This is a genomic window from Ochrobactrum sp. A-1 (assembly GCF_022488005.1).
Taxonomy (GTDB): domain Bacteria; phylum Pseudomonadota; class Alphaproteobacteria; order Rhizobiales; family Rhizobiaceae; genus Brucella.
This window is the reverse complement of the sequence record NZ_JAKVQC010000007.1, coordinates 893,196-912,498: the sequence shown is the minus strand read 5'-3', so window position 1 is coordinate 912,498 and position 19,303 is coordinate 893,196. Positions and strand designations below refer to the sequence as shown.

Sequence of the window (19,303 nt, the reverse complement as noted above, 5' to 3'; positions counted from 1 at the left end):
TTACGCCAACCAAATAAGTCTGACCGCAAATATTCGCGGTTTTACGTTGACTTATTCGCATAATTACGCGAATATCCGTTGCGACACTGTTTCAACACCTACACCCAAGCCAACCGACCTCTTGCACAGGTCAGAAAACAGGGAGCAACCATGACGAACCCAAAAAAGTGGGACCGTGCAGCGATCAAGGACGAGCTACTGCGGCAGAATAAAACCCTGACCGGAATAGCTCGCGATGCTGGCATGTATCCCGCAGCTTGCCGTGCCGGAATCATTGGAGCCAGTCGGCCTGGAGCGGAAGCGATTGCCGCTGCCCTTGGCGTTCCGTTCCGCGAGATGTTTCCCGACATGTACACGCGCGGTCGTCATGACGGGGTGGATAGTAGCAGCAACAAGTCTGGCGGCGGAAGGCCAAAACGTCACGCGAATGCTGACGGTGCACAGACAGCTGCCTGACGGTTCCGTCAGCCATTTTTACCATCCTGACAATCGAAAGCATCTAACATGATTATTGCTGACATTAACCCGTCGCTCGTGGACGTTTCCGCTGAACACAAGAAGGTGTCGCCAGACGCTTCCTTCGCCATTGCTGAAGACTTCAAGGTTCGCGGCCAACGCCAGCCAATCGAAGTGATCGAACAGAAGAACGGACGCTACCAGCTGGTTTTTGGCGCGAAGCGTCTTGCAGCTGCTGCGCTGCTGAAGACAACCGTAATCGCGGCGATACGCCAGCCGGACGAATTTGCGGACCAGGCTGAAATTCGGCTCACCGGTATTGCGGAGAATTTCTATCGCCACAGCCTAACTGTTCTGGAGCGCAGTGTAGATGTTGCCGATTGGTGCGCGATCTGGCGGGCTGCTCATCCCGTAAAGCGCGGGCCTAAAACACAGGCGCAACCGGAAACGGAGTTTAGTACCAACTTGGTACTTAATTCGACCGACGCTGAAATCATGGAAGAAAGCGAGACGTTTGCGCTGAGCTTTTCCGAGGCAGCGCAGCGCTTCCTGAAGATCGGTCGCAACGAAGTTTTCCGCTCAATCAAGATTGCGGGTATCCCGGCCGACCTGCGGGACCGTATGGCGATATTCGTTCCGCTTTGCGACAATCAGCAAGCGCTTCTGTCCCTTGCAAACGAACCATATGAGCGCGCATCGGCGATCATTGAACTGGTGCTTGATGGCAAGGCGCAGACCGTAACTGAAGCAATTATCCAGATCGATGGTACGCCGAAGCCGAACGAACCGGCCCGTTGGGAAAAGATCGCTGACCGTTTCGCACGGCTGAAGCCTGCTGAGCAGGATCATTTCTTTGCGCTGCATGAAGCGGCGGTGCTGCGCTGGTTCGCAGAGCGGCAGGCTGCACATTAATGACCAAGCGCCGCGACCCTCTCACCAAAGACTTGTTCGAGTGGACGCCTCCCCAGGTGGCAATCCGCTACGAAGAAGGTGTGACCGGTCGCGGCTCGCTCGATAATCAGATTGCCCGGCTTGTAGCTCGCGCTCTTCGCGATGCGCGTGACGACAACAAGGGTCGCTCGGAAATAGCCGCCTCCATGACCCGATATCTGGATCGGTCGATCTCTACCGCTATGCTGGACAAATGGGCATCCGAGGCAAGCGGAGAACACCGCATACCGCTCGATGCCTTCATCGCGCTCGTTCACGCTACTGACGCCAAGGAACTGCTCGGCTTCGTTCCCGGCATGTTCGGCCTGACGGTTATCGAAAACGAATACGCAGACCTGATCGAAGACAGGTTGCTTGAGGATCACATTGAAGAATTGCAGGCGCGACGGCAGGTGCTGTCAGCGAAGCGAAAGGCACGTCGATGAACGAGCTAACCCGTATTATTCCAGCGCCGGTCGCCGCCATGAAGGAATGGCTGACTGCGAAACAGATTGCAGAAGAAAAATTGCCCGGCATTCCGCATTCGGAGAGTGGCGTAATTCGCCATGCGAAGCGGCACAACTGGAGTTCTTACCCTTCATTATGCCGTGGTCGTGCCGATGTCGGCGGCGGTTTGCAGTATCATTATCGTTTACTGCCTACGCTCCCGCAGATTGCCTATGTTCAGCGTTACATGGTCACGGGCCGTGTCGAAGCACTACCGCAGGCCGAGGCAGAAATCCACCCAACAGCACCCTTGAGCGACCGCGCCCAACGTGAGCGGGATGCGCGCCTTGCTGTAGTTGCGGCTTTTGAACTGTTCTTGAAAGGCCTTAATCTGAGCGTTCAAGGCGCTTTGTTCGTATTCTGCGACCGCTACAACGTTGGCATGATCCAGGTGGACCCATGGGTCAAGGAAACCCTGCCGCGCATTTCGCAACGTTCAGTTTTCCGTTGGCGAGCGACCAAGGCAAAAGGCGCGAAAGATGCGCTTGCCGTTGATCGTTCTGAGGCCCGTAAGGGCAAAGGTTTGCTGGAGACCGCCAATAACGGCGAGGTTCGAGCATTCATTCTCGCGTGGCTTGCGTCCAATCCGCACCTGTCCGCCGATATCATCCGTGGATATTGCGAAGACCATTTCGGACCCGAGCTAACCGACCGCAACGGCGAGGTGAAGCCTTTGCCGCCAGTTCGTACCTTCCAGCATTTTATTGCAAACCTGAAGGCGGCTGAAAAGGTGGTCCTGACCAAAATTACGGACCCAGACAAGTTCCGCTCCACGATGAAGCTGTCCGGCACCGGAACCTATCGCCATGTTGATGAACCTAACGCGCTCTGGATGATCGACGCATCGCCCGTTGATGCCCTGTGCGTGGATGGGCGCTATTCGATGTATGCCTGCATCGACATTGCCACACGCCGTCTGGTTATAACCCTATCGAAAACGCCGCGTGCATCGGCTGTTGCCCTGCTGATCCGCAAAGCCATTCTGCAGATGGGTGCCGCCACCGTTATCAAGACGGACAATGGCTCCGATTTCGTAGCCATCGCGACCAAGCGCCTCTTCGACAATCTCGACATCACCGCCGACATTTCGGACGCCTACAGCCCTGAGCAAAAAGGCCATGTTGAGCGCGTTATCAAGACGTTCCAGCACAACGTCTGTCCGCAGCTGCCGGGTTACATCGGGCACTCTGTCGCTGATCGTAAGGCAATCGAAGGCCGGAAGAGCTTCGCACAGCGCCTTGGTGCTGACGAACACGAACTGTTCGAAGTTTCGCTCACTGCCGCGCAGCTTCAGCAGCATATCGATGACTGGCTTGAGTTCGTCTACCAGGAAAGCGCGCATAGCGGCCTGAAGGGGCGGACACCGAACGAAGTCGCCCAGGCTTCCACCACGCCGATCCGCCGCATCGACGAACGTGCGCTCGATACCCTGCTGATGCCAGTCGCTGGTAAGAACGGACTGCGCAAGATGACCAAACAGGGCATCAAGGACAACGGCCTGCATTACGTCTCCGGTACGATCATGGTTGGAACCGAAGTGTTCTGCCGCCGCGATCCGCTCGACATGGGCAAGATGTACGTGTTTTCCGCTGAAGGCGGTGAGTTCCTCGACGTGGCGATCTGCCCAGAGCTGGCAGGCGTCAATCCGCAGGAATTCGTCAAGGCGCAGAAGGACATTGCCGCCGATATCGTTCGTCGGCGTGAACGCGAGATCAAGGCCGATATACGCGAGCTGAAAAAAGGCCCGTCGGGTATCGAGCGCACAATCCGGCTTGCAAAGCGTAAGGCTGCTGAGAAGGCCGGACAGACCGCCAACATCATCCAGTTGCCGAAGCGCGAAGAGCAGCACACCACACCGGCCATCGTCGCCGCCATTGATGCCGCCACACTTCCGCAAGCGGGTATCCAGCCAAAGCCGCTCAACGAAAAGGCGGCAGAGTTGCATGAAGCGATCAAGCGCGAAGCTGAGGATCGGAAGGTATCGACGGTTGTCCACCTCGATCCCGATGCGGGCCTAAGCGCCAATGCGCGCCGCTTCAAATGGGCCATGGACCTCGAAACCAAGATCGCCGCTGGCATCGAACTGGATGCAGACACTGCCGCGCAGCTCGTCCGCTTCCAGGCCACGGCCGCATACCGAACCATCAAAGACACAGCAAAGGATTTTGGACTGGAGCAAGCGCTGAAGATCGCTCGCTAAAAAATAAAACCCCGTTGGCGCGGGGTTTCAGAAAGCACTTCCCAAATGACGAGGTTAAAAAATGACTGGTAGCGAACAATTTGTCAATGGAGGCGACACAGCGCCGATCAAGAATGTGGCTGCATGCCTCACTCTGGTCCGCTCGCTGCAAAATCGTCATCCGTTGCAGCCAAACCTAGGCGTCTTCGCCGGTTTCTCCGGCTATGGCAAGAGCGTGGCCGCGCTCTATGCCATGAACAAGACGGCTGCGGCCTATGTCGAGGTTTCCGACACCTGGACGAAAAAGAAGCTGCTCACCGCCATCCTGTCGGAGCTAGGCCATCCGGATGCACGCGGTACGCTTTCCGATCTGGAAGACGACATCATCGGCATCCTGGCCCGTGACCCGAAGCGTCCGCTCATCATTGATGAATCTGACAAGCTGGTCGATCGGAACATGATCGAGCTGGTGCGCATGATCGCCAAGAAGAGCAACGTTCCGGTGCTGCTGATCGGTGAAGAGCTGTTCCCGAAGAAGCTGGAGCGTGTCGATCGGTTTCGCGACCTCGTTCTGGAATGGGGTTATGCGCAGCCTTGCGACCTGGACGACACGCGCACGCTCGCCCGAACGTTCTGTCGTCACATCGATGTCAGGGATGATCTACTCGATCAGGCGCGCATGGAAGGTGACGGTCGCGTCCGCCGCATCTGTAACACCCTCCATTCCATCGCCAACACCGCCGACGAACTCGGCCTGAAGGAAATCAGCCTTGCGCAGTATCAGGAGCATGGCGCGGGTTATTTCTGCACCGGCGCGGTTCCCTCCCGCAACCGGAGGGCCGCTTGATGGGCATCGTTCTCAAGGTTACCGCCGTTAAGGGCAAAAGCCCCAAGCGTGGCTTCGATCACTACTGGACGGTCATGATGGACTACGCAGTAGCCGACCGCAGCTTTACCGCTCGCGACGTGTTCAATCGTTCAGACGCGACACAATCGGACATCAACGATTTCATGCGGCGTCTGGTGAAGGCAGGCTTTATCGAGCCAGTTGTTTCAGACCGGGATGGTGAGACGTTCAAAGTCGCCATCCGCCAGTCAATGACCCCGAAGGTGCGTCGCGACGGCACCGTGATAGAAGGCGTCAGCAAACAGAAAGCCATGTGGAACCACATGCGCATGAGTGCAGGCGCACAAGGTTTCACTGCGCAGGATATTTCCATCTGGGCTTCGACCGATGAAACTCGCATCGGCATCGAGGCGGCGAAATCTTACATCAAGTTTCTGGCCAAGGCTGGCTACCTGATTGAGATGCAGAAGGGGAAATCCGGCAACCTCGGTATCTATCGGCTTTCGCCGGACATGAACACTGGACCGCTACCGCCGATTATCCTGCGCGCCAAGGGCGTCTTTGATCAGAACCGGCATGAGATTGTCGGCCCGGTTGTCACCGAAGAGGTGCAACCATGATCGCCGCCAAGCTTTCCAACATCGACAAGGCGCGCACCGCCTGGGGAGACATCATCCCGGACTGGATCGTCATTCTGGCGGAAGCCTGTGATCGTGAAAGCCAGTCTGCGATTTCTCGCAAGGTTGGTTATTCGGCTTCCGCCGTCAGTCAGGTTCTCTCCAACAGCTATCAGAACGGCGATATCGGCCGAGTTGAACAAGCTGTTCGTGGGGCTTTGATGGCGGAGACCGTTGACTGCCCGGTCCTCGGCGATCTGCCACGCAACACCTGTGTGCTTTGGCAGCGCAAGCCTTTCGCAACAACCAACGCCCATCGCATCCGCATGTTTCAGGCATGCCGGAGTGGATGCCCGCACAGCCTTATCAAGGAAGGAGCATAACCATGGATGCCGATCTTTATGCCTTGAGTGACACGCTTTTCGCATGGCGTCGGTCGTTCCTGAAGTACGAGACGCAAGGCGTTTTCCTCACTCCGGCTGATGTCCAGAATTTCAACGCAGCGCTCTACGAATGCGGCGCTCTCGCAGTCAAGCGCGAGCATGAGATCAGCCGCCACCGCTGGAACGGCATGGGTCGCAGCGATGACCGAACCAGACAAACCCTGCTGGACCAACTCTACCAGGGCGAAACCAACGTCGTCCTCTTCAAACCCAATTTCACCCTGCGCGCCGACCGCGCTTGAGCCTCCCGAACGCAAGGAAAACGACAATGACAGAAGTAATTGCCACTGCTGCTTTCGCAGGAAACTCCGAACAGGGCGTGACCATGGTTGGCGACAAGCCTTACATGGCCGATGCCAAGGGAAACCTCGTCCCTGTGGAAGCGATCAAGCCCGCTGACAAGCTGGAAGATGAAGTTGTCCGCAAGGTCATGCGATACGCATCCAGCCTTTCAGAACAAATCAGCCGGTTTCGCGGTCACACCATGACCGACCTTGGCGAGTTTGATGCGCTTCTCCAGCAGGAGTACGGCGTCACCAAGGGTGGTCCGAAGGGTAATCGCACTTATCAGAGCTTTGACGGCCTGAAGCGTGTCACAGTCCAGATAGCCGATTTCGTGGATTTCGGGCCGCAACTGCAGGTCGCCAAGCGCCTCCTGGATGAATGCCTGACCGAATGGGCCGCTGACAGTCGGCCGGAAATTCGCGCAGTCATTACGCGAGCCTTCAACACCGACAAGGAAGGCAAGGTTAACCGCTCCGAAATCTTCATGCTGCTGCGGCTCGATATCGATGATCCGCGTTGGCAGGAAGCCATGCGGGCCATCCGCGAGGCGATGCGCATCACCGGCTCCAAGGAATATGTGCGCTTTTACGAGCGAGCATCCATCACCGATCAGTGGCGTGCAGTCACGATCGATATGGCCAAGGCGTGAGGTGCGGCAATGGGCAGTAATTGTTTCCAAACAAAGCACACAGCCATCGGAATGATTATCGATGGCGTATGCATCATTTGCACAGGGGCCGGAATTCAGTTGTTCGCTGTACCTTCAGGCGTCGATGGACGGGAGTTCCTTAAAGAACTCCTCAATCAGCACAATCATTCTCTCGACCAATCGAAGTTCGATATCTGGAGGAAGCGAATTTTCGGAGTGCGCGCCTTTAGCCGCATTTTTCAGCTCTTCGATCAACGCAGCAAGTTCTTCTTGGCGCGGCTGCGTTTCAAGCCAGCGAACCGCAAGCTTCCGAGCCACGATATTGTAAGCCATCGTCCCGGCCATCAAGTCCAAGTTTGCCGTCCAGGTCATCATCATCCCCCTCGATCGAATGTTGAACACATCGCTGAGTCTCGGGATAATCACAAGGCAGGTGCAGCATGAGCAACCGTCCTCAATCCACCACCTGGACCGAAGATCGCAAACTAGTCGTCGCCGAGCTGCTCCGCGAAGGTCTCTCAGCAGGGCAGATGAGCAAGCGCCTCGGTATCAGCCGCAATGCGATCATCAGCGTCATTCACCGCGACAAGATGCTGAGCGAGATCGGGCTTCGGTCCGGTGTAGGCGCCGCGCGCAAGCCGAAGGCGGAATCGTCGCCTTACAAGTCAGGCCGCATGAAAACAGCGGCTCGGTCTCCAGCTCGGCAGGTACAATCTGCACCAGTCGTCGAGCCAATTGCAGAGCCGGAGCTGGTTTTCGTTTGCGACGATATTTCCGAAGTGGAAACGCCCGCTAATCCTCTCGGCCTGCCGTTAGCCGATTTGAACCTTCGTCAATGCCGGTTCGCGGTCAACCACGCTGCCAAGGGCGAACAGCACCTGTTTTGCGGCCATCCCGTCAAAATCGGCTCCAGCTTCTGCGAGCATCACCATCGGCGCGTCTTTGTGCGTCCAATGAAGGCTGGTGTGGCATGAGAGTTTTAATCTTCATAGATTTTGCGCAAGCCATCCTGCCATGCTTTGATTGCTCCCAGTATACGTTTCACCGCTTCGCGAGTTTCTTGCAGAAGAAAGTCGACTTCAGGATCGTATCCGCTGGGAACCATGACAGACTTATCGAAACCATCGGGGATCGTATTGGGAATTTTCTCTCTCAAAGTTGCAATACGAGCTTTCGCGTATCCAATCTGAAGCAGAAGATCACTTGGCAGTTCATTGAACGATGCCTTCACCAATTCATCGTTCAGCGCTTCGCCCATGTAAAAGGCCCCATCGATTGCCATCCAAAATGCTTGACGTTTTGGATAAGTCCATTCGTCCGCATTTTTCGGTCGAACCGTTTGGTACTGGCTAATATAGGCCTCTGTGAAGAAAAAGTACTGCGCGAAGAAATCGTGCAGTCTCTCAGCTGTCACCAACTCGCGCCGAAGTCCCGTAAAAAGCAGCTGTCGGTGCCGCCTCTCCTGGAGCTGATCGGACTTCATCATCTGCAGTACGGTGTATGCAGCTGCGATGACCGCAGCAGTGCCGGCGATGAGGGTTTGGTAGTCGTAGACCCATTTCGCCCAGGCGTCATGGTCCCGGTCATGGAACATGATTGGCAAAAATATAGCCACGGCAAAGATGAACAATCCGAACTTAATACCGTGCTTCATTATGTTTCTTGCCCCTCGCCAGAATCAATTCAAGACCATTCTGCTGGAGGTGTAAGATGAAATCCACCGCCGCCATACACGTCGCAAAAAAGCAGCTGGACCTTGATGACGATACCTATCGCGCGATCTGCATTCGCGTCACCGGCAAGCATTCGTCTGCGACCATGACTGAAGGCGAGCGGCTGAAGCTCATTGATGAGTTTCGTCGTCAGGGCTTCAAGCCCGCTTCAAAAGGCTCTCGAAAGCGCCTTGAAGGCAAGTTCGCCGGAAAGCTCCAGGCTCTGTGGATCGCAGGCTGGAACCTTGGGGTTTTCGATAACCCTGCTGATGAAGCTTTGCTGGCCTTCGTGAAGCGCCAGACGAAAATAGATCATGTCCGTTTCGTTCATGATTGGGCTGATGCGCGCATAGCGATTGAGAGCGTCAAAAAGTGGATCGAACGCGAAGTCGGCCCGGTCTGGCAGGAAGATATGTTCATGCAGGGCTGGAGGCGCGCACACGGCGCGAAAGTTGCGGCAGCGCAATGGAGTGTGCTTTCGCAGCAAGGAAGACTGCCGGAGCCGGGTAGCTTCACCCGATACGTCCGGGCAGTTCTCAGCCTTGATGACCAGTTCGATTTTGAAGAGCTCAAGCCGCAGCAATGGCAACCGGTCATGAATGCGCTTGGCGCAGAGATCAGAAAAACGGCGCGGCCATGATTTTCACGATCCGCGCCACATCAGAAACGACATCAATTCGCCGGGACAAATCCGGGCGGGTGGCGCGGCTATTTGGTGAAGCCATTGTATTCGGCGTAAGCCTTGGTGTTTTTGCAGTAAGTCGACAATTGCTCTGCAGAACCGCCTTCAAGCCTCGGGCGAATGGTAAGGTACAGTCCGGCCATCGTGCGAGAAAATTCCTCCATGCGCGAGACCGGCACAGTAGCGACAACGAACTGGGCCACCGCGCCTTCATCGTATTGAAGCGCGCACAAATCTTTCGCAACCATCAATGCGACCTGATCTGCAGCCTGTTCCTCAAATCCCTTATCGGATGCATGAGCAGCCACGCAGCAGGTGCCTATCAACAGTCCAGCCAGTATCAGTCTCATATCAACCCCCAGAAATTTCCTCCAATAAAGCGCGCCGTGCGCGTTTTGGCAATGGTGAGGGCATGATGATGGTTCAGCAATCCGCACCTCTGGTTAATCTGCCTCTGTTCATCGCGCCAGAATTGGCCGAGATCGAGCGGCTCCAGAATGAGCGCAATACCCTTCAGCGACGTATCCATGCGCTCCGGCCACATTGCCATAAGCGTGTCGAGCTGGAAGCCCGCTTGCGTCTGGTCACCGCGCAACAACTGGCGCTTTCCGCCGAGATCGGGAGGCAACATTGAAGGATCATCGTCTCGTAGCAGAACTGCTCGGTCTGCTTGGTGAGGACGGCCTCATCCGCCTTGCAGAAGAGCATGCAGGTATTCGCCTTTACGTTCCGTCGAATATTGATCGCTCGCAGCTTATCGATAGTGTCGGGATCGATATTGCAAACAAGCTCTCACGTCGCTATGGCGGTGACTACATAAGCGTGCCATTGGTGCGCGATCTTCGCGCGCGCCGCTATCGTGACGACGATGGCTTGTCGAATGCACAGATTGCCCGTAAGTTGGGCATCACTGAAAACGGTGTTGAGAAGCTGTTTCAGCGCTCGCCGGTGAAATACCGCACTAAAAAGACTGACGACCGTCAGATCGATATGTTTCCCTCCGAATAGATAATGGTCGCGCCTTCCTTCTACGGCATGATTAGCAATCGCGTGCCCGCGTAAAACTGTCTTGAACCGGCCAATCACGGCCACGGCAACAGCCAAAGAAGACAGTTTCGCGGAGGGCGTGATGTGACCGACCTTGCATCCCAGATCAATCACACGGTGCTGGCCGCGCTCGCTCCGCGTGTCGCGGTCAAAAAGATTGCACAACAGCAATCCATCATTTCATCGTTTGGACCCTTGCTGCCGGAACTGCTGAAGCGGTTTCAGGTTACGACCTCACTTCGCATCGTCCATTTCCTCGCACAGCTCGCCCACGAGAGCGATGGCTTTTGCGCGATGGAAGAATACGCCAGCGGTGCCGCCTATGAAGGTCGCGCCGATCTCGGCAATACCCAGCCCGGTGACGGCAAGCGCTTCAAGGGCCGTGGCCCGATCCAGTTGACCGGCCGCGCCAATTATCGCGCCTTCGCAATGTGGATACGGCAGTACCACTCTGATGCGCCGAACTTCGAACTGAAGCCCGAACTGGTGGCGACGTGGCCATGGGCTGCATGGGCTGTCATTTATTTCTGGTCCACCCGTAATCTCAACGACCTTGCCGACCGCGATGATCTTGTCGCTATCACCAAGCGCGTCAACGGTGGCACGAATGGTTTGAGCGACCGCGCAGCTTATCTCGCCAAGGCCAAGGACATTGTTGCGGAGATCAGCGCCGACGCTATCGCCTTCCAGCCGGGAGACACCGTGCTGCGTCATGGCATGCGGGGTCTTTCCGTTGCTGATCTCCAGCGCGGCCTTCGTACTGCCGGTTTTTACCATCTGTCGATCGACGGGATTTTTGGGCCGGGAACCGAACAAGCCGTGAAGGCATTCCAGCGCGATCATCGTCTGGTCGCCGATGGCCTGGTCGGGCCGAAGACGATGAACAGCCTTCAGCGATTTATGCCGGAGGATGTGGCATGAGCGAGCCGATCAAGGAACCGGGCTATACTTCCAGCCGCCGCTATCTCTGGGGCAGTTTCTATCTCGCCTGGACTGTCATCATCATTCTGGTCGGCGCTGCATCTGTCGGCTCCGAACAGGCCGTTGCGATTGCTCCGATCGTGGTGCCTTCCATGGTCGCCCTGATCGTCGGCGTTCTCGGCGTCCATCGGGGCTTCGGGTCTGTCGATTATTGGGCGCAGGCAAAGGCTCTGTTCACCGATCGCCGGGAGGACCAGCCATGATTGCAGCGCTCTCGGCATGGTTCGGCAAGTGGACCTCCCAGATTGTTGTTGCCGCCATCATAATGCTGGCAGCAGCGACCTTGGCTTTCGGTGCTGCCCGCGCGCTCCACGATACGATCAGTGATGCGGTTGCAACCGCTGAAAAAGCCCGTGATGCGGATTGGTCTCGACAGATCGCCGAGGCCAATGAAGCTGCCGCGAAAAATATCATTGAGCAGATGAAAGCCTCCCAGGCCGCGCAGGAAAAAGCCCAGGCCGAAATCAACCGCCTCAACAACAAGGTCCTAGAACTGGAGGATGCCAATGCGGCACTTTCTGACACTCCTGGCAGTGGCATCGATGTCGATCGCTCACGGCTGCTCAACAACCAGTTCCTCGGAGGAAAAGCCAATCCTCCGTACTGAGTTCGTCAGGGGCCAAGTGCCGTCTGAAGCGCGCAAGCCATGCGATCCGCCTGTCACTCTGCCTGATCGCGCGCTGTCGGCGAAAGAGCTGACACCACTTTGGGGCAAGGATCGCGCCGCACTCGCCGTCTGTGAACAGCGGCGCGGTGCAGCCATTGCTGCGATCGAAGCGGTGCCAGTTCCTGCGGAGCGGCCAAAGTGATGGAAGCGGGTAACAAGGCACATGAGCTGGCCGATCTGCGCGCCGAGCAAGAGCGGGACGCGGGAATAGCTGCCGCGTCAGCTGCATTGATTGGAGACGGATCGGACATCTGCGTCCGCTGCGGCGAGGAGATCGAGCCGGAGCGGCTTGCAGCCCTGCCATCGGCGCGCCGGTGTGTGGACTGTCAGAGCAAACTTGAACGCGAGCAGTCCAGGGGGCGTCGTTAATGCTGGAGAATATCTCACTCGCCCAGATCGGGCAGCTCATCAATTTCTTGCTGGCGGCTGCGGCCTTCCTCGGCGTGGTTAGCGGATACATCGGTAAGGGCGCGAAAGAGATATCGGCCAAGGTTTCGGATCACGAGCACCGACTGTCGAAGGTCGAGAATGATCTGTCACACATGCCGAACACTGAAACCGTCCATCAACTCCAGCTCGCGATCACCGAGATCAAGGGCCAGATGGGCATAATGGCGAAGTCGTCAGAGGCGACCGAACGGACGACACGCCGTGTTGAAGAATTTTTGATGCAGAAAGGACGTTAGGAATGACGGCGGGTTACAAGGATTTTGTCGATCAGAATGTACGCCTCATTATCCTGAAGGCGCTCGCGATGGAGACGAATGCCAGTCTGAACGACAGCCTGCTTGAACGCGAGCTGGAGGTATTCGGCTACAAACGCACCCGCGAATATCTGCGCAATCAGATGCGCTGGCTTGAAACAGAAGCCGGCGCTGTACGCATCAATGCCGCAGGCACAGCCCTTATCGCCACATTGACCAGGACAGGCCGGGATCATGTCGAGCGCCGCCTCGTCCTCGAAGGCATCCAGCGACCGGGCGACGTGGAGTGATGAGCCATGACAGAGGATAGGCGTGGCCGTTCCAGGCTCGACAGCCTGGAGTTACTACCGGAAGACGCCCAGGACGATGTTGTCTGGGCAATCAGTCAGCTCAATGAACGCCGCCGCAGTCAGGCGGATATTCTTTTTGAGCTGAATGATCGTCTGGAAGTCAAGGGCATCGGACCGATATCGAAGTCGGCTTTCAACCGTAAAGCCATGCGCTTGTCCCGCCGTGCTTCTCAACTGGAAGAGCGCCGTTACATCTACGCTGGCATCGCGGAGAAACTCACGCCCGAGGAAATCAGCAAGTCCGATATTGTTCTCGGCGAGTTCCTCAAAACCCTCATCGATGAGCTGCTCGACGGCGATGGCCTCAATTCCAAGAATGCCATGGAACTGGCGCGCGCCTATAAGGAAACCGTGGTTGCGCAACGCCATTCTGCCGAACATCGTCGCAAGGCCGAGGAAGAAGCCACAGCCAAGCTGGCGAAGGCTGTCGGTGATGCGACCGACGCCGTCGAGAAAGCAGGCCGCAAGGTGGATGGCGAAGAAATCCTGCGCATGATCCGTGAAGCTTATGGGGCATCCTGATGACACAGCCTTTGCTTTACGGTTATCAACGCCGCTGGATCACGGATAAAAGCCGTTTCAAAATCGGCAAATTTGCCCGCCAAACAGGCAAGACGTTCACCACAACACTTGAGTGTGTTGATGACAGTTTTGAGCATGCCGTAAAGAGCCAGCGTACACGATGGGTGATATTGAGCCGTGGGGAACGTCAAGCTCGTGAAGCCATGTTGGAAGGAATATATCCTCACGCCAAGGCTTACGGCATGGCATTTGACGCCAGCGAGTTTGATTGGAAGGGTGACACCGGCAGCTACAAGGCGCTGGAAGTGACATTACCGCATGGCACCCGTATCACGGCTCTGCCAGCAAATCCTGACACAGCGCGCGGGTTCTCTGCCAACGTTTTTCTGGATGAGTTCGCCTTCCACAAAGATAGTAACGCGATCTGGAAGGCGCTCTTTCCGGTAATCTCGGCCAACTGGAAACTGCGTGTCACGTCGACACCGAATGGCAAGAGCGGGAAATTCTTCGAACTGGACACCGCCAATGACGATACCTGGTCACGGCATGTTGTCGATATCTATCAGGCGGTCAGGGACGGCTTGCCGCGCAACATCGAGGAGCTGCGCGCCGGTATTGCCGACGAAGATGCCTGGGCGCAGGAATATGAGCTGCAATATCTCGATGAGGCGAGCGCCTGGCTATCATACGAATTGATCTCATCGGTCGAAGACGACAATGCAGGAAGCCCGGAGGGATATCAGGGCAACGCCTGCTATGTCGGGCGCGATATTGGCCGACGCAACGACCTTCATGTGATCTGGGTATGGGAAGAGATCGGCGATGTCTTGTGGTGTCGCGAAATCATCGAACAGAAGCGCGCCACCTTTGCCGACATGGATGCTGCCTTTGATGACGTAATGATGCGTTATCGTGTGGCGCGGGCCTGCATCGACCAGACCGGCATGGGCGAAAAAGTGGTCGAGGACGCGCAGCGCCGCTACGGTCGTCGTGTCGAGGGCGTCCTGTTTAGCACCGGCAGCAAGCTGATCATGGCGAATGGCGGCAAGGAGCGTTTCGAGGACCGGACCGTTCGCATTCCGATGGGCAATGTTTCGCTTCGCTCCGATTTGCACAAACTGCGCAAGGTCACATCTCCGACCGGCGCGCCGCGATTTGTTGCCGAGAGAGATGACGATCACGCCGACCGGACATGGGCTGCGTTCCTTGGCATCCATGCCGCCAGTACGCCGCATATGGCATACGGGTACGAAACACGCCGCAATGTGCCGTCCGATGGCCGCAGCCGATCCGATGATCGTGAGCGTTCGATTAATCCACAATTGAGAGGTTCGCTCTGATGGCACAGTTGGTCGATCAGTATGGCAATCCGCTGAAGCGGCAGGAAGTCACCAGACCCTATGCCGGGCCGACAACCGGCGGCGTTCGTCCCGTCATATCCGGTCATCCGGCCGAGGGGCTTAACCCACGTCGCCTTTCAGCCATTCATCGCGCAGCTGCTGAAGGTGATCCGCTCTCCTATCTGGAGCTTGCAGAGGACATCGAGGAGCGCGACCTTCATTATTTCGGGGTGATGTCCACCCGCAAGCGTTCCGTGGCGCAGCTCCCGATTACAGTGAAGTCAGCCAGTGACGCGGCCGATCACAAGAAACACGCCGAGTTCGTGCAGTCGTGGATCAATGATGATGTGCTGCGGGCATGTCTGTTCGATATGCTCGATGCGATCGGCAAAGGTTTCTCGGTTATGGAGATCGATTGGCAAACCCGGCTTAGCCGGTGGGAACCGCGCGAGATTACATACCGGCCGCAGCGTTGGTTTACATTTGCCCGCGCAGACGGTGAAACGGTTGTGCTTCGTGATGATCCGGCAGAAGAACCGTTACCGGCTCACAAGTTTATCATCCACCGGCACCCGTCGAAATCGGGGCTGACGATCCGTTCCGGCATTGCCCGCGTGGCATCCTGGGCATGGATGTACAAGAGCTTCACGCTGAAGGACTGGGCGATTTTCGTCCAGAACTTCGGCATGCCGATCCGCATCGGCCGTTACGAAGGTGACGCCAAGGAAGAGGACAAGGATGTCCTGTGGCGCGCAGTGACGCAGATCGCTGGCGATATGGCCGCGATCATGCCCGACAGCATGAAGATCGAGTTTCAGGAAGTGGCTGCGAAGGGCACTTCAATCGACCTTTACGAGCGTCGCGCCGACTGGATGGACCGGCAGGTATCGAAAGCCGTTCTTGGTCAGACGACCACGACCGACGCTGTCGGCGGGGGACATGCGGTTGCTCGCGAGCATCGCCTCGTCCAGGAGGATATCGAGCGCGCGGACGCAATGATGATCACCGCGACCATCATTCGCCAGCTTATTCCAAACCTGATCGCCATGAATTTCGGGCCGCAGGATCATTATCCGATCGTCCGTATCGGGCGTCCGGACGAAGTGATGTTGAAGGAGTTTGCCGAAGCCTTCGACAAGTTTGCCAAACACGGTCTCACGGTTGGCGCATCTTATATCCGCGAACGCCTCGGCGCTCCGGCTCCAGTAGAAGGAGAAGAGGTTATCGGCGGGCGTCAGCCTTCCGTGATGGATCGCTTGTTTGAATCGGACGGGCGTGCGCCTGAGCTTAACTCGATTCGCAAGATGCTGAACGCTCGCGAAACGAAATCGCCGACTGAAGACATTATCGGGAAGCTGACTGACCGGCTTCAGGATGATGCGGCGGGAGCACTTGCGGGCCTTACCGAAGAAATCCGCACGGCGCTGATGTCGGCGGAAACGATTGCCGACGCAGCCGACGAGCTCGCCCGGATGAAACTTTCACCGGATGAGCTTTCACAAGCCATGGCACGCGGAATGGCTTTGGCGCATCTCGCCGGACAGGCCGCTTTGATCGATGACATTGCCGGACGCAAATAAACCGCCACAGACGCGCATCAGCTTCTTTTGTGAAGCGATCCCGCAAAAAATCGGGAATGCGCGTCTATGGCCTTCAAATGGCCTTCAAATTTGATGGTTCGGGAGCTTCCACGATGACAGATACGGTATCGGCCCTCGATCTGCCCTTTGATGAAGCAATCCGCTTCTTATCCGGCAAGACCAACGTCAAGACGCAAGTCTGGACAGATGTTTATGCTACAGCTCATTCGAGAGCTTTCATGGTTGCCGGAGCTGCAACGGATGCGCTGCTCGATGACTTCCGTCGCGAGATCCAACGGGCACTTGAAGAAGGCACCACAATCGAAGAGTTCCGTCAGTCTTTTGATGCAATCGTGGAAAAACATGGTTGGGATTATCGCGGCAAACGGAACTGGCGCACCCGCATTATCTTCGACACCAATTTGCGCACGGCCTATGCAGCCGGTCGCTATGCCAAGCTTACGGAACCCGAAACGCTCGAAGCATTTCCGTATTGGCAATATAACCATTCCGGTTCACTTCATCCGCGCAAGGAACATTTGTCCTGGGACGGTATGGTGTGGCGCGCCGACGATCCGTTCTGGATCACGAACTATCCGCCGAACGGCTGGCGCTGCGGTTGTTTTGTGACGCCGGTTTCCGAAGGTGGGTTGCGCCGCCAGGGCAAGGCTGGCCCTGATCCTTCACCCGATCTCGTCTTTCGCGCCGAGGAAGTCGGCGGGCGCACTGTTCGCGTTCCCCAGGGCGTCGATCCGGGCTTCGAATATAATCCCGGCATGAGCTGGCTCAATGGAGAGGCGGAATGAGCGGAGTTTCCATCAATGTCCAGATCGAGGACAAGGCAGTCCACCAAGCCTTCACCCGGCTGATTACCGTGATGGGCGATACAACGCCGATCATGAGCGCCATAGGTTCCGGCCTGGTTGGGTCGACACATCGCCGGTTCGTCTCCCAGAAGTCCCCCGATGGCGTGGCGTGGAAGACTCTGAACTCCGAATACAAGAAAACCAAGCGCAATAGCCGTATCCTGACGGAAAGCGGCCGTCTGCGCGACAGCATCAATCATCGCGCAGGCCGTGACCAGGTGACGGTCGGAACCAACGCCGTCTATGCTGCCGTTCACCAGCTCGGCGCAACCATCAAGCCGAAAAGTGCTTCACATCTTGTTTTTCGTCTGGCATCTGGCATTGTGCTGGCAAAGTCGGTTACGATACCGGCGCGTCCTTATCTCGGTATTTCCGACGATGATCAGATCATGATCTCCGAGACCGTTTTCAGCGCTCTTCAACGCCGCATTTAAAGCCTCTTAATGGGTGCCCGCCGTTGCGGGCATGATAAGCTTTTGCTGGACGTGGTTTTCTCACGTTCATGAAAAAGCGTCTGACCTCCCTTATGATGAACCTTCCGGCCGTCGATGACGTGTCGGTGACCGCTGTGCCGGAATGGGTGCACCTCATGCCCGCTGGCACGTTCAGCGGGGCAGACGGTCGCGGCCCTTACGTTGCCGGTGATCTCCAGCAGATCGTTGCGCAGTTTCGCAATGCTGGCCGCAAGCTTCCGATCGACATCAATCATTCCACAGACAAGCTTGGAACGCAGGGCTTCGAAAGCCCGGCGCTTGGCTGGATCGTGGACATGGAAGCTCGCGAAGATGGCATCTGGGGCAAGGTTGAATGGAACGCTCGCGGCAACGCGGCCGTCAGTGGCCGCGAATATGGCTACCTGTCGCCAGCGCTCTTCGTGACCGAGGGCAAGCCGCACCGTGTCCTTGAGATCGGCCGGGCCTCGCTCACCAACGATCCGAACCTCAAGCTGAATTCCCTCCATACAGCCAACCTAACCGGAGAACCGGACATGGAAGAAGAACTGCGGAAGGCGCTTGGCCTTCCAGAAGACGCCGACGCGGCTGCGATCCTCGCCGCCGTCACGGAAAAGACCTTGCATTCGGCAACGCTTGCGAAGGTCGTGGAAACTGCCGGTGTCAATATCGATGCCTCCGGCGACCAGATCGTCACCTCGCTTCAGTCCCGCCAGTCGGGCGACGATGCCGAAAAGGTCGAGTTGCGCAAGACGGTCACGGACCTTCAGTCGAAGATTACCACCCTGACCAACGGGGCGGCGCGCGATAAGGCGGAAGCGGTTGTCAATCGCGCTGTCGAAGACGGCAAGGTGGTCCCGGCGCTCCGCGAGCATTTCATCAGCCGTCACATGAAAAATGCGCAGGAAGTCGAGGACGAGATCAAGCTTCTCCCTTCGCTGCATTCGGCAACGCTACGCAACTACAAACCGCAGGAAAGTGGCGATCCGGCACTCTCTCCCGAAGATCAGCAGATTTGCGAGCTGATGGGCATTGATCCTGCCGAGTTCGCAAAGACCAAGAAGTCCCACAAGGAGTTGTTCTGATGGCCGCTACTCGCGATCTCGAAATCCCGAGCCGCGACGGTACCCGGTTCGGCTATCCGGTCAAGGCGGGCATCCGCTTTTTCGGACGGGCTATCGTCGCCGTCACCGCTGCCGGTCTGGCAGTACCCGCAGCCCATGCCGATGCTGTTGCGATCGTTGGGCTGGCAGAACTCCACATCGACAACCGCGACGGAGCTGACGGCGATGTGACCGTTATTGCCATCCGCGACACGCGCGGTTTCGAATTTGAGGCCACTTTCGCCGACATCGGCAAGCCGGTCTACGCCGCCGATGATGCAACTCTCACGCTCGACGCTACGGGCGGCAAGCTGAAGGTCGGCACCATTGCCGGTCTCGGTGACGGCCGCACGTGGGTTTCTGTCGGCGCATAAGGAAAACGAC

Annotated in this window: 30 protein-coding genes; 26 read left to right on the top strand and 4 right to left on the bottom strand. The window is 57.0% G+C overall.

Annotated elements, in window-relative coordinates:
- The first annotated feature begins 150 nt into the window (after nt 1-150).
- The 9 genes from MKS82_RS22335 (at nt 151) to MKS82_RS22295 (ending at nt 6,913) form a co-directional block, all read left to right on the top strand.
- On the top strand, nt 151-456 hold the full coding sequence (locus MKS82_RS22335; protein WP_094543766.1) for a helix-turn-helix domain-containing protein: 306 nt from the start codon (nt 151-153) through the stop codon (nt 454-456).
- A 48-nt stretch (nt 457-504) separates the two neighbouring features.
- Entirely contained in the window at nt 505-1,368 is an 864-nt protein-coding gene (locus MKS82_RS22330; protein ID WP_240579292.1) for a ParB N-terminal domain-containing protein, read from the top strand.
- Nucleotides 1,368-1,832, top strand: coding sequence for a hypothetical protein (locus MKS82_RS22325; protein WP_240579291.1), 465 nt, complete (start codon nt 1,368-1,370; stop codon nt 1,830-1,832). The genes MKS82_RS22330 and MKS82_RS22325 overlap by 1 nt, the downstream gene beginning before the upstream one ends.
- On the top strand, nt 1,829-4,093 hold the full coding sequence (locus MKS82_RS22320; RefSeq protein WP_240579290.1) for a DDE-type integrase/transposase/recombinase: 2,265 nt from the start codon (nt 1,829-1,831) through the stop codon (nt 4,091-4,093). The genes MKS82_RS22325 and MKS82_RS22320 overlap by 4 nt, the downstream gene beginning before the upstream one ends.
- 61 nt (nt 4,094-4,154) lie before the next feature.
- A complete protein-coding gene (locus MKS82_RS22315; RefSeq protein WP_094543393.1) occupies nt 4,155-4,919 on the top strand; it encodes an AAA family ATPase in 765 nt (254 codons plus the stop codon).
- A complete protein-coding gene (locus tag MKS82_RS22310) occupies nt 4,919-5,539 on the top strand; it encodes a hypothetical protein (protein ID WP_094543762.1) in 621 nt (206 codons plus the stop codon). Before MKS82_RS22315 ends, MKS82_RS22310 begins: the two co-directional genes overlap by 1 nt.
- Nucleotides 5,536-5,919, top strand: a complete 384-nt coding sequence (locus tag MKS82_RS22305) for a transcriptional regulator (protein WP_094543761.1) — start codon at nt 5,536-5,538, stop codon at nt 5,917-5,919. The genes MKS82_RS22310 and MKS82_RS22305 overlap by 4 nt, the downstream gene beginning before the upstream one ends.
- 2 nt (nt 5,920-5,921) lie before the next feature.
- Complete coding sequence (locus MKS82_RS22300; RefSeq protein WP_240579289.1) at nt 5,922-6,221, top strand: hypothetical protein; 300 nt, start codon at nt 5,922-5,924, stop codon at nt 6,219-6,221.
- Nucleotides 6,222-6,304: 83 nt separating this feature from the next.
- Complete coding sequence (locus MKS82_RS22295) at nt 6,305-6,913, top strand: DUF3164 family protein (protein ID WP_076771973.1); 609 nt, start codon at nt 6,305-6,307, stop codon at nt 6,911-6,913.
- Nucleotides 6,914-7,027: 114 nt separating this feature from the next.
- On the opposite strand, the gene MKS82_RS22290 is transcribed toward MKS82_RS22295, so the two are convergent.
- The gene (locus MKS82_RS22290; protein ID WP_240579288.1) at nt 7,028-7,285 is read right to left on the bottom strand and encodes a hypothetical protein; all 258 of its coding nucleotides are present in this window, start codon (nt 7,283-7,285) and stop codon (nt 7,028-7,030) included.
- A 68-nt stretch (nt 7,286-7,353) separates the two neighbouring features.
- On the opposite strand from MKS82_RS22290, the gene MKS82_RS22285 reads away from it, so the two are divergent.
- The gene (locus MKS82_RS22285) at nt 7,354-7,887 is read left to right on the top strand and encodes a GcrA family cell cycle regulator (protein WP_240579287.1); all 534 of its coding nucleotides are present in this window, start codon (nt 7,354-7,356) and stop codon (nt 7,885-7,887) included.
- A gap of 5 nt (nt 7,888-7,892) precedes the next feature.
- On the opposite strand, the gene MKS82_RS22280 is transcribed toward MKS82_RS22285, so the two are convergent.
- Complete coding sequence (locus tag MKS82_RS22280; protein WP_240579286.1) at nt 7,893-8,567, bottom strand: hypothetical protein; 675 nt, start codon at nt 8,565-8,567, stop codon at nt 7,893-7,895.
- Nucleotides 8,568-8,623: 56 nt separating this feature from the next.
- On the opposite strand from MKS82_RS22280, the gene MKS82_RS22275 reads away from it, so the two are divergent.
- Entirely contained in the window at nt 8,624-9,265 is a 642-nt protein-coding gene (locus tag MKS82_RS22275; RefSeq protein WP_240579285.1) for a phage protein GemA/Gp16 family protein, read from the top strand.
- 68 nt (nt 9,266-9,333) lie between these two features.
- On the opposite strand, the gene MKS82_RS22270 is transcribed toward MKS82_RS22275, so the two are convergent.
- Together MKS82_RS22270 and MKS82_RS22265 are read right to left on the bottom strand one after the other, a co-directional pair.
- Entirely contained in the window at nt 9,334-9,657 is a 324-nt protein-coding gene (locus tag MKS82_RS22270) for a hypothetical protein (protein ID WP_240579284.1), read from the bottom strand.
- Nucleotides 9,654-9,938, bottom strand: coding sequence for a hypothetical protein (locus MKS82_RS22265; protein ID WP_240579283.1), 285 nt, complete (start codon nt 9,936-9,938; stop codon nt 9,654-9,656). The genes MKS82_RS22270 and MKS82_RS22265 overlap by 4 nt, the downstream gene beginning before the upstream one ends.
- Here MKS82_RS22265 and MKS82_RS22260 point away from each other — a divergent pair.
- The 15 genes from MKS82_RS22260 to MKS82_RS22190 all read left to right on the top strand — a co-directional run bounded on the left by MKS82_RS22260 (nt 9,938) and on the right by MKS82_RS22190 (nt 19,293).
- Complete coding sequence (locus MKS82_RS22260; RefSeq protein WP_240579282.1) at nt 9,938-10,315, top strand: hypothetical protein; 378 nt, start codon at nt 9,938-9,940, stop codon at nt 10,313-10,315. The genes MKS82_RS22265 and MKS82_RS22260 overlap by 1 nt on opposite strands.
- Nucleotides 10,316-10,438: 123 nt before the next feature.
- Nucleotides 10,439-11,275: a peptidoglycan-binding protein gene (locus MKS82_RS22255; protein WP_240579281.1), complete on the top strand. Its 837-nt coding sequence runs from the start codon at nt 10,439-10,441 to the stop codon at nt 11,273-11,275.
- Nucleotides 11,272-11,538 (top strand): NAD(P)+ transhydrogenase beta chain, encoded by a 267-nt coding sequence (locus MKS82_RS22250; protein ID WP_240579280.1) that lies wholly within the window; start codon nt 11,272-11,274, stop codon nt 11,536-11,538. Before MKS82_RS22255 ends, MKS82_RS22250 begins: the two co-directional genes overlap by 4 nt.
- A complete protein-coding gene (locus MKS82_RS22245) occupies nt 11,535-11,942 on the top strand; it encodes a hypothetical protein (RefSeq protein ID WP_240579279.1) in 408 nt (135 codons plus the stop codon). Before MKS82_RS22250 ends, MKS82_RS22245 begins: the two co-directional genes overlap by 4 nt.
- Nucleotides 11,943-11,958: 16 nt before the next feature.
- A complete protein-coding gene (locus MKS82_RS22240; protein ID WP_240579278.1) occupies nt 11,959-12,144 on the top strand; it encodes a hypothetical protein in 186 nt (61 codons plus the stop codon).
- A complete protein-coding gene (locus MKS82_RS22235; RefSeq protein WP_076773857.1) occupies nt 12,144-12,371 on the top strand; it encodes a TraR/DksA C4-type zinc finger protein in 228 nt (75 codons plus the stop codon). The genes MKS82_RS22240 and MKS82_RS22235 overlap by 1 nt, the downstream gene beginning before the upstream one ends.
- Nucleotides 12,371-12,688, top strand: coding sequence for a DUF2730 family protein (locus MKS82_RS22230; protein WP_083699691.1), 318 nt, complete (start codon nt 12,371-12,373; stop codon nt 12,686-12,688). Before MKS82_RS22235 ends, MKS82_RS22230 begins: the two co-directional genes overlap by 1 nt.
- 2 nt (nt 12,689-12,690) lie before the next feature.
- Complete coding sequence (locus tag MKS82_RS22225; protein WP_240579277.1) at nt 12,691-12,996, top strand: VpaChn25_0724 family phage protein; 306 nt, start codon at nt 12,691-12,693, stop codon at nt 12,994-12,996.
- A 6-nt stretch (nt 12,997-13,002) separates the two neighbouring features.
- Entirely contained in the window at nt 13,003-13,578 is a 576-nt protein-coding gene (locus MKS82_RS22220) for a phage protein Gp27 family protein (protein ID WP_125335787.1), read from the top strand.
- On the top strand, nt 13,578-14,918 hold the full coding sequence (locus tag MKS82_RS22215) for a terminase large subunit domain-containing protein (RefSeq protein ID WP_240579276.1): 1,341 nt from the start codon (nt 13,578-13,580) through the stop codon (nt 14,916-14,918). Before MKS82_RS22220 ends, MKS82_RS22215 begins: the two co-directional genes overlap by 1 nt.
- A complete protein-coding gene (locus MKS82_RS22210; protein WP_240579275.1) occupies nt 14,918-16,498 on the top strand; it encodes a DUF935 domain-containing protein in 1,581 nt (526 codons plus the stop codon). The genes MKS82_RS22215 and MKS82_RS22210 overlap by 1 nt, the downstream gene beginning before the upstream one ends.
- A gap of 113 nt (nt 16,499-16,611) precedes the next feature.
- Entirely contained in the window at nt 16,612-17,304 is a 693-nt protein-coding gene (locus MKS82_RS22205; protein ID WP_240579274.1) for a phage minor head protein, read from the top strand.
- Nucleotides 17,301-17,798: a phage virion morphogenesis protein gene (locus tag MKS82_RS22200; RefSeq protein ID WP_240579273.1), complete on the top strand. Its 498-nt coding sequence runs from the start codon at nt 17,301-17,303 to the stop codon at nt 17,796-17,798. Before MKS82_RS22205 ends, MKS82_RS22200 begins: the two co-directional genes overlap by 4 nt.
- 68 nt (nt 17,799-17,866) lie before the next feature.
- Nucleotides 17,867-18,901, top strand: a complete 1,035-nt coding sequence (locus tag MKS82_RS22195) for a phage protease (protein WP_240579272.1) — start codon at nt 17,867-17,869, stop codon at nt 18,899-18,901.
- Nucleotides 18,901-19,293, top strand: a complete 393-nt coding sequence (locus MKS82_RS22190) for a hypothetical protein (protein ID WP_240579271.1) — start codon at nt 18,901-18,903, stop codon at nt 19,291-19,293. Before MKS82_RS22195 ends, MKS82_RS22190 begins: the two co-directional genes overlap by 1 nt.
- Nucleotides 19,294-19,303: the final 10 nt, after the last annotated feature.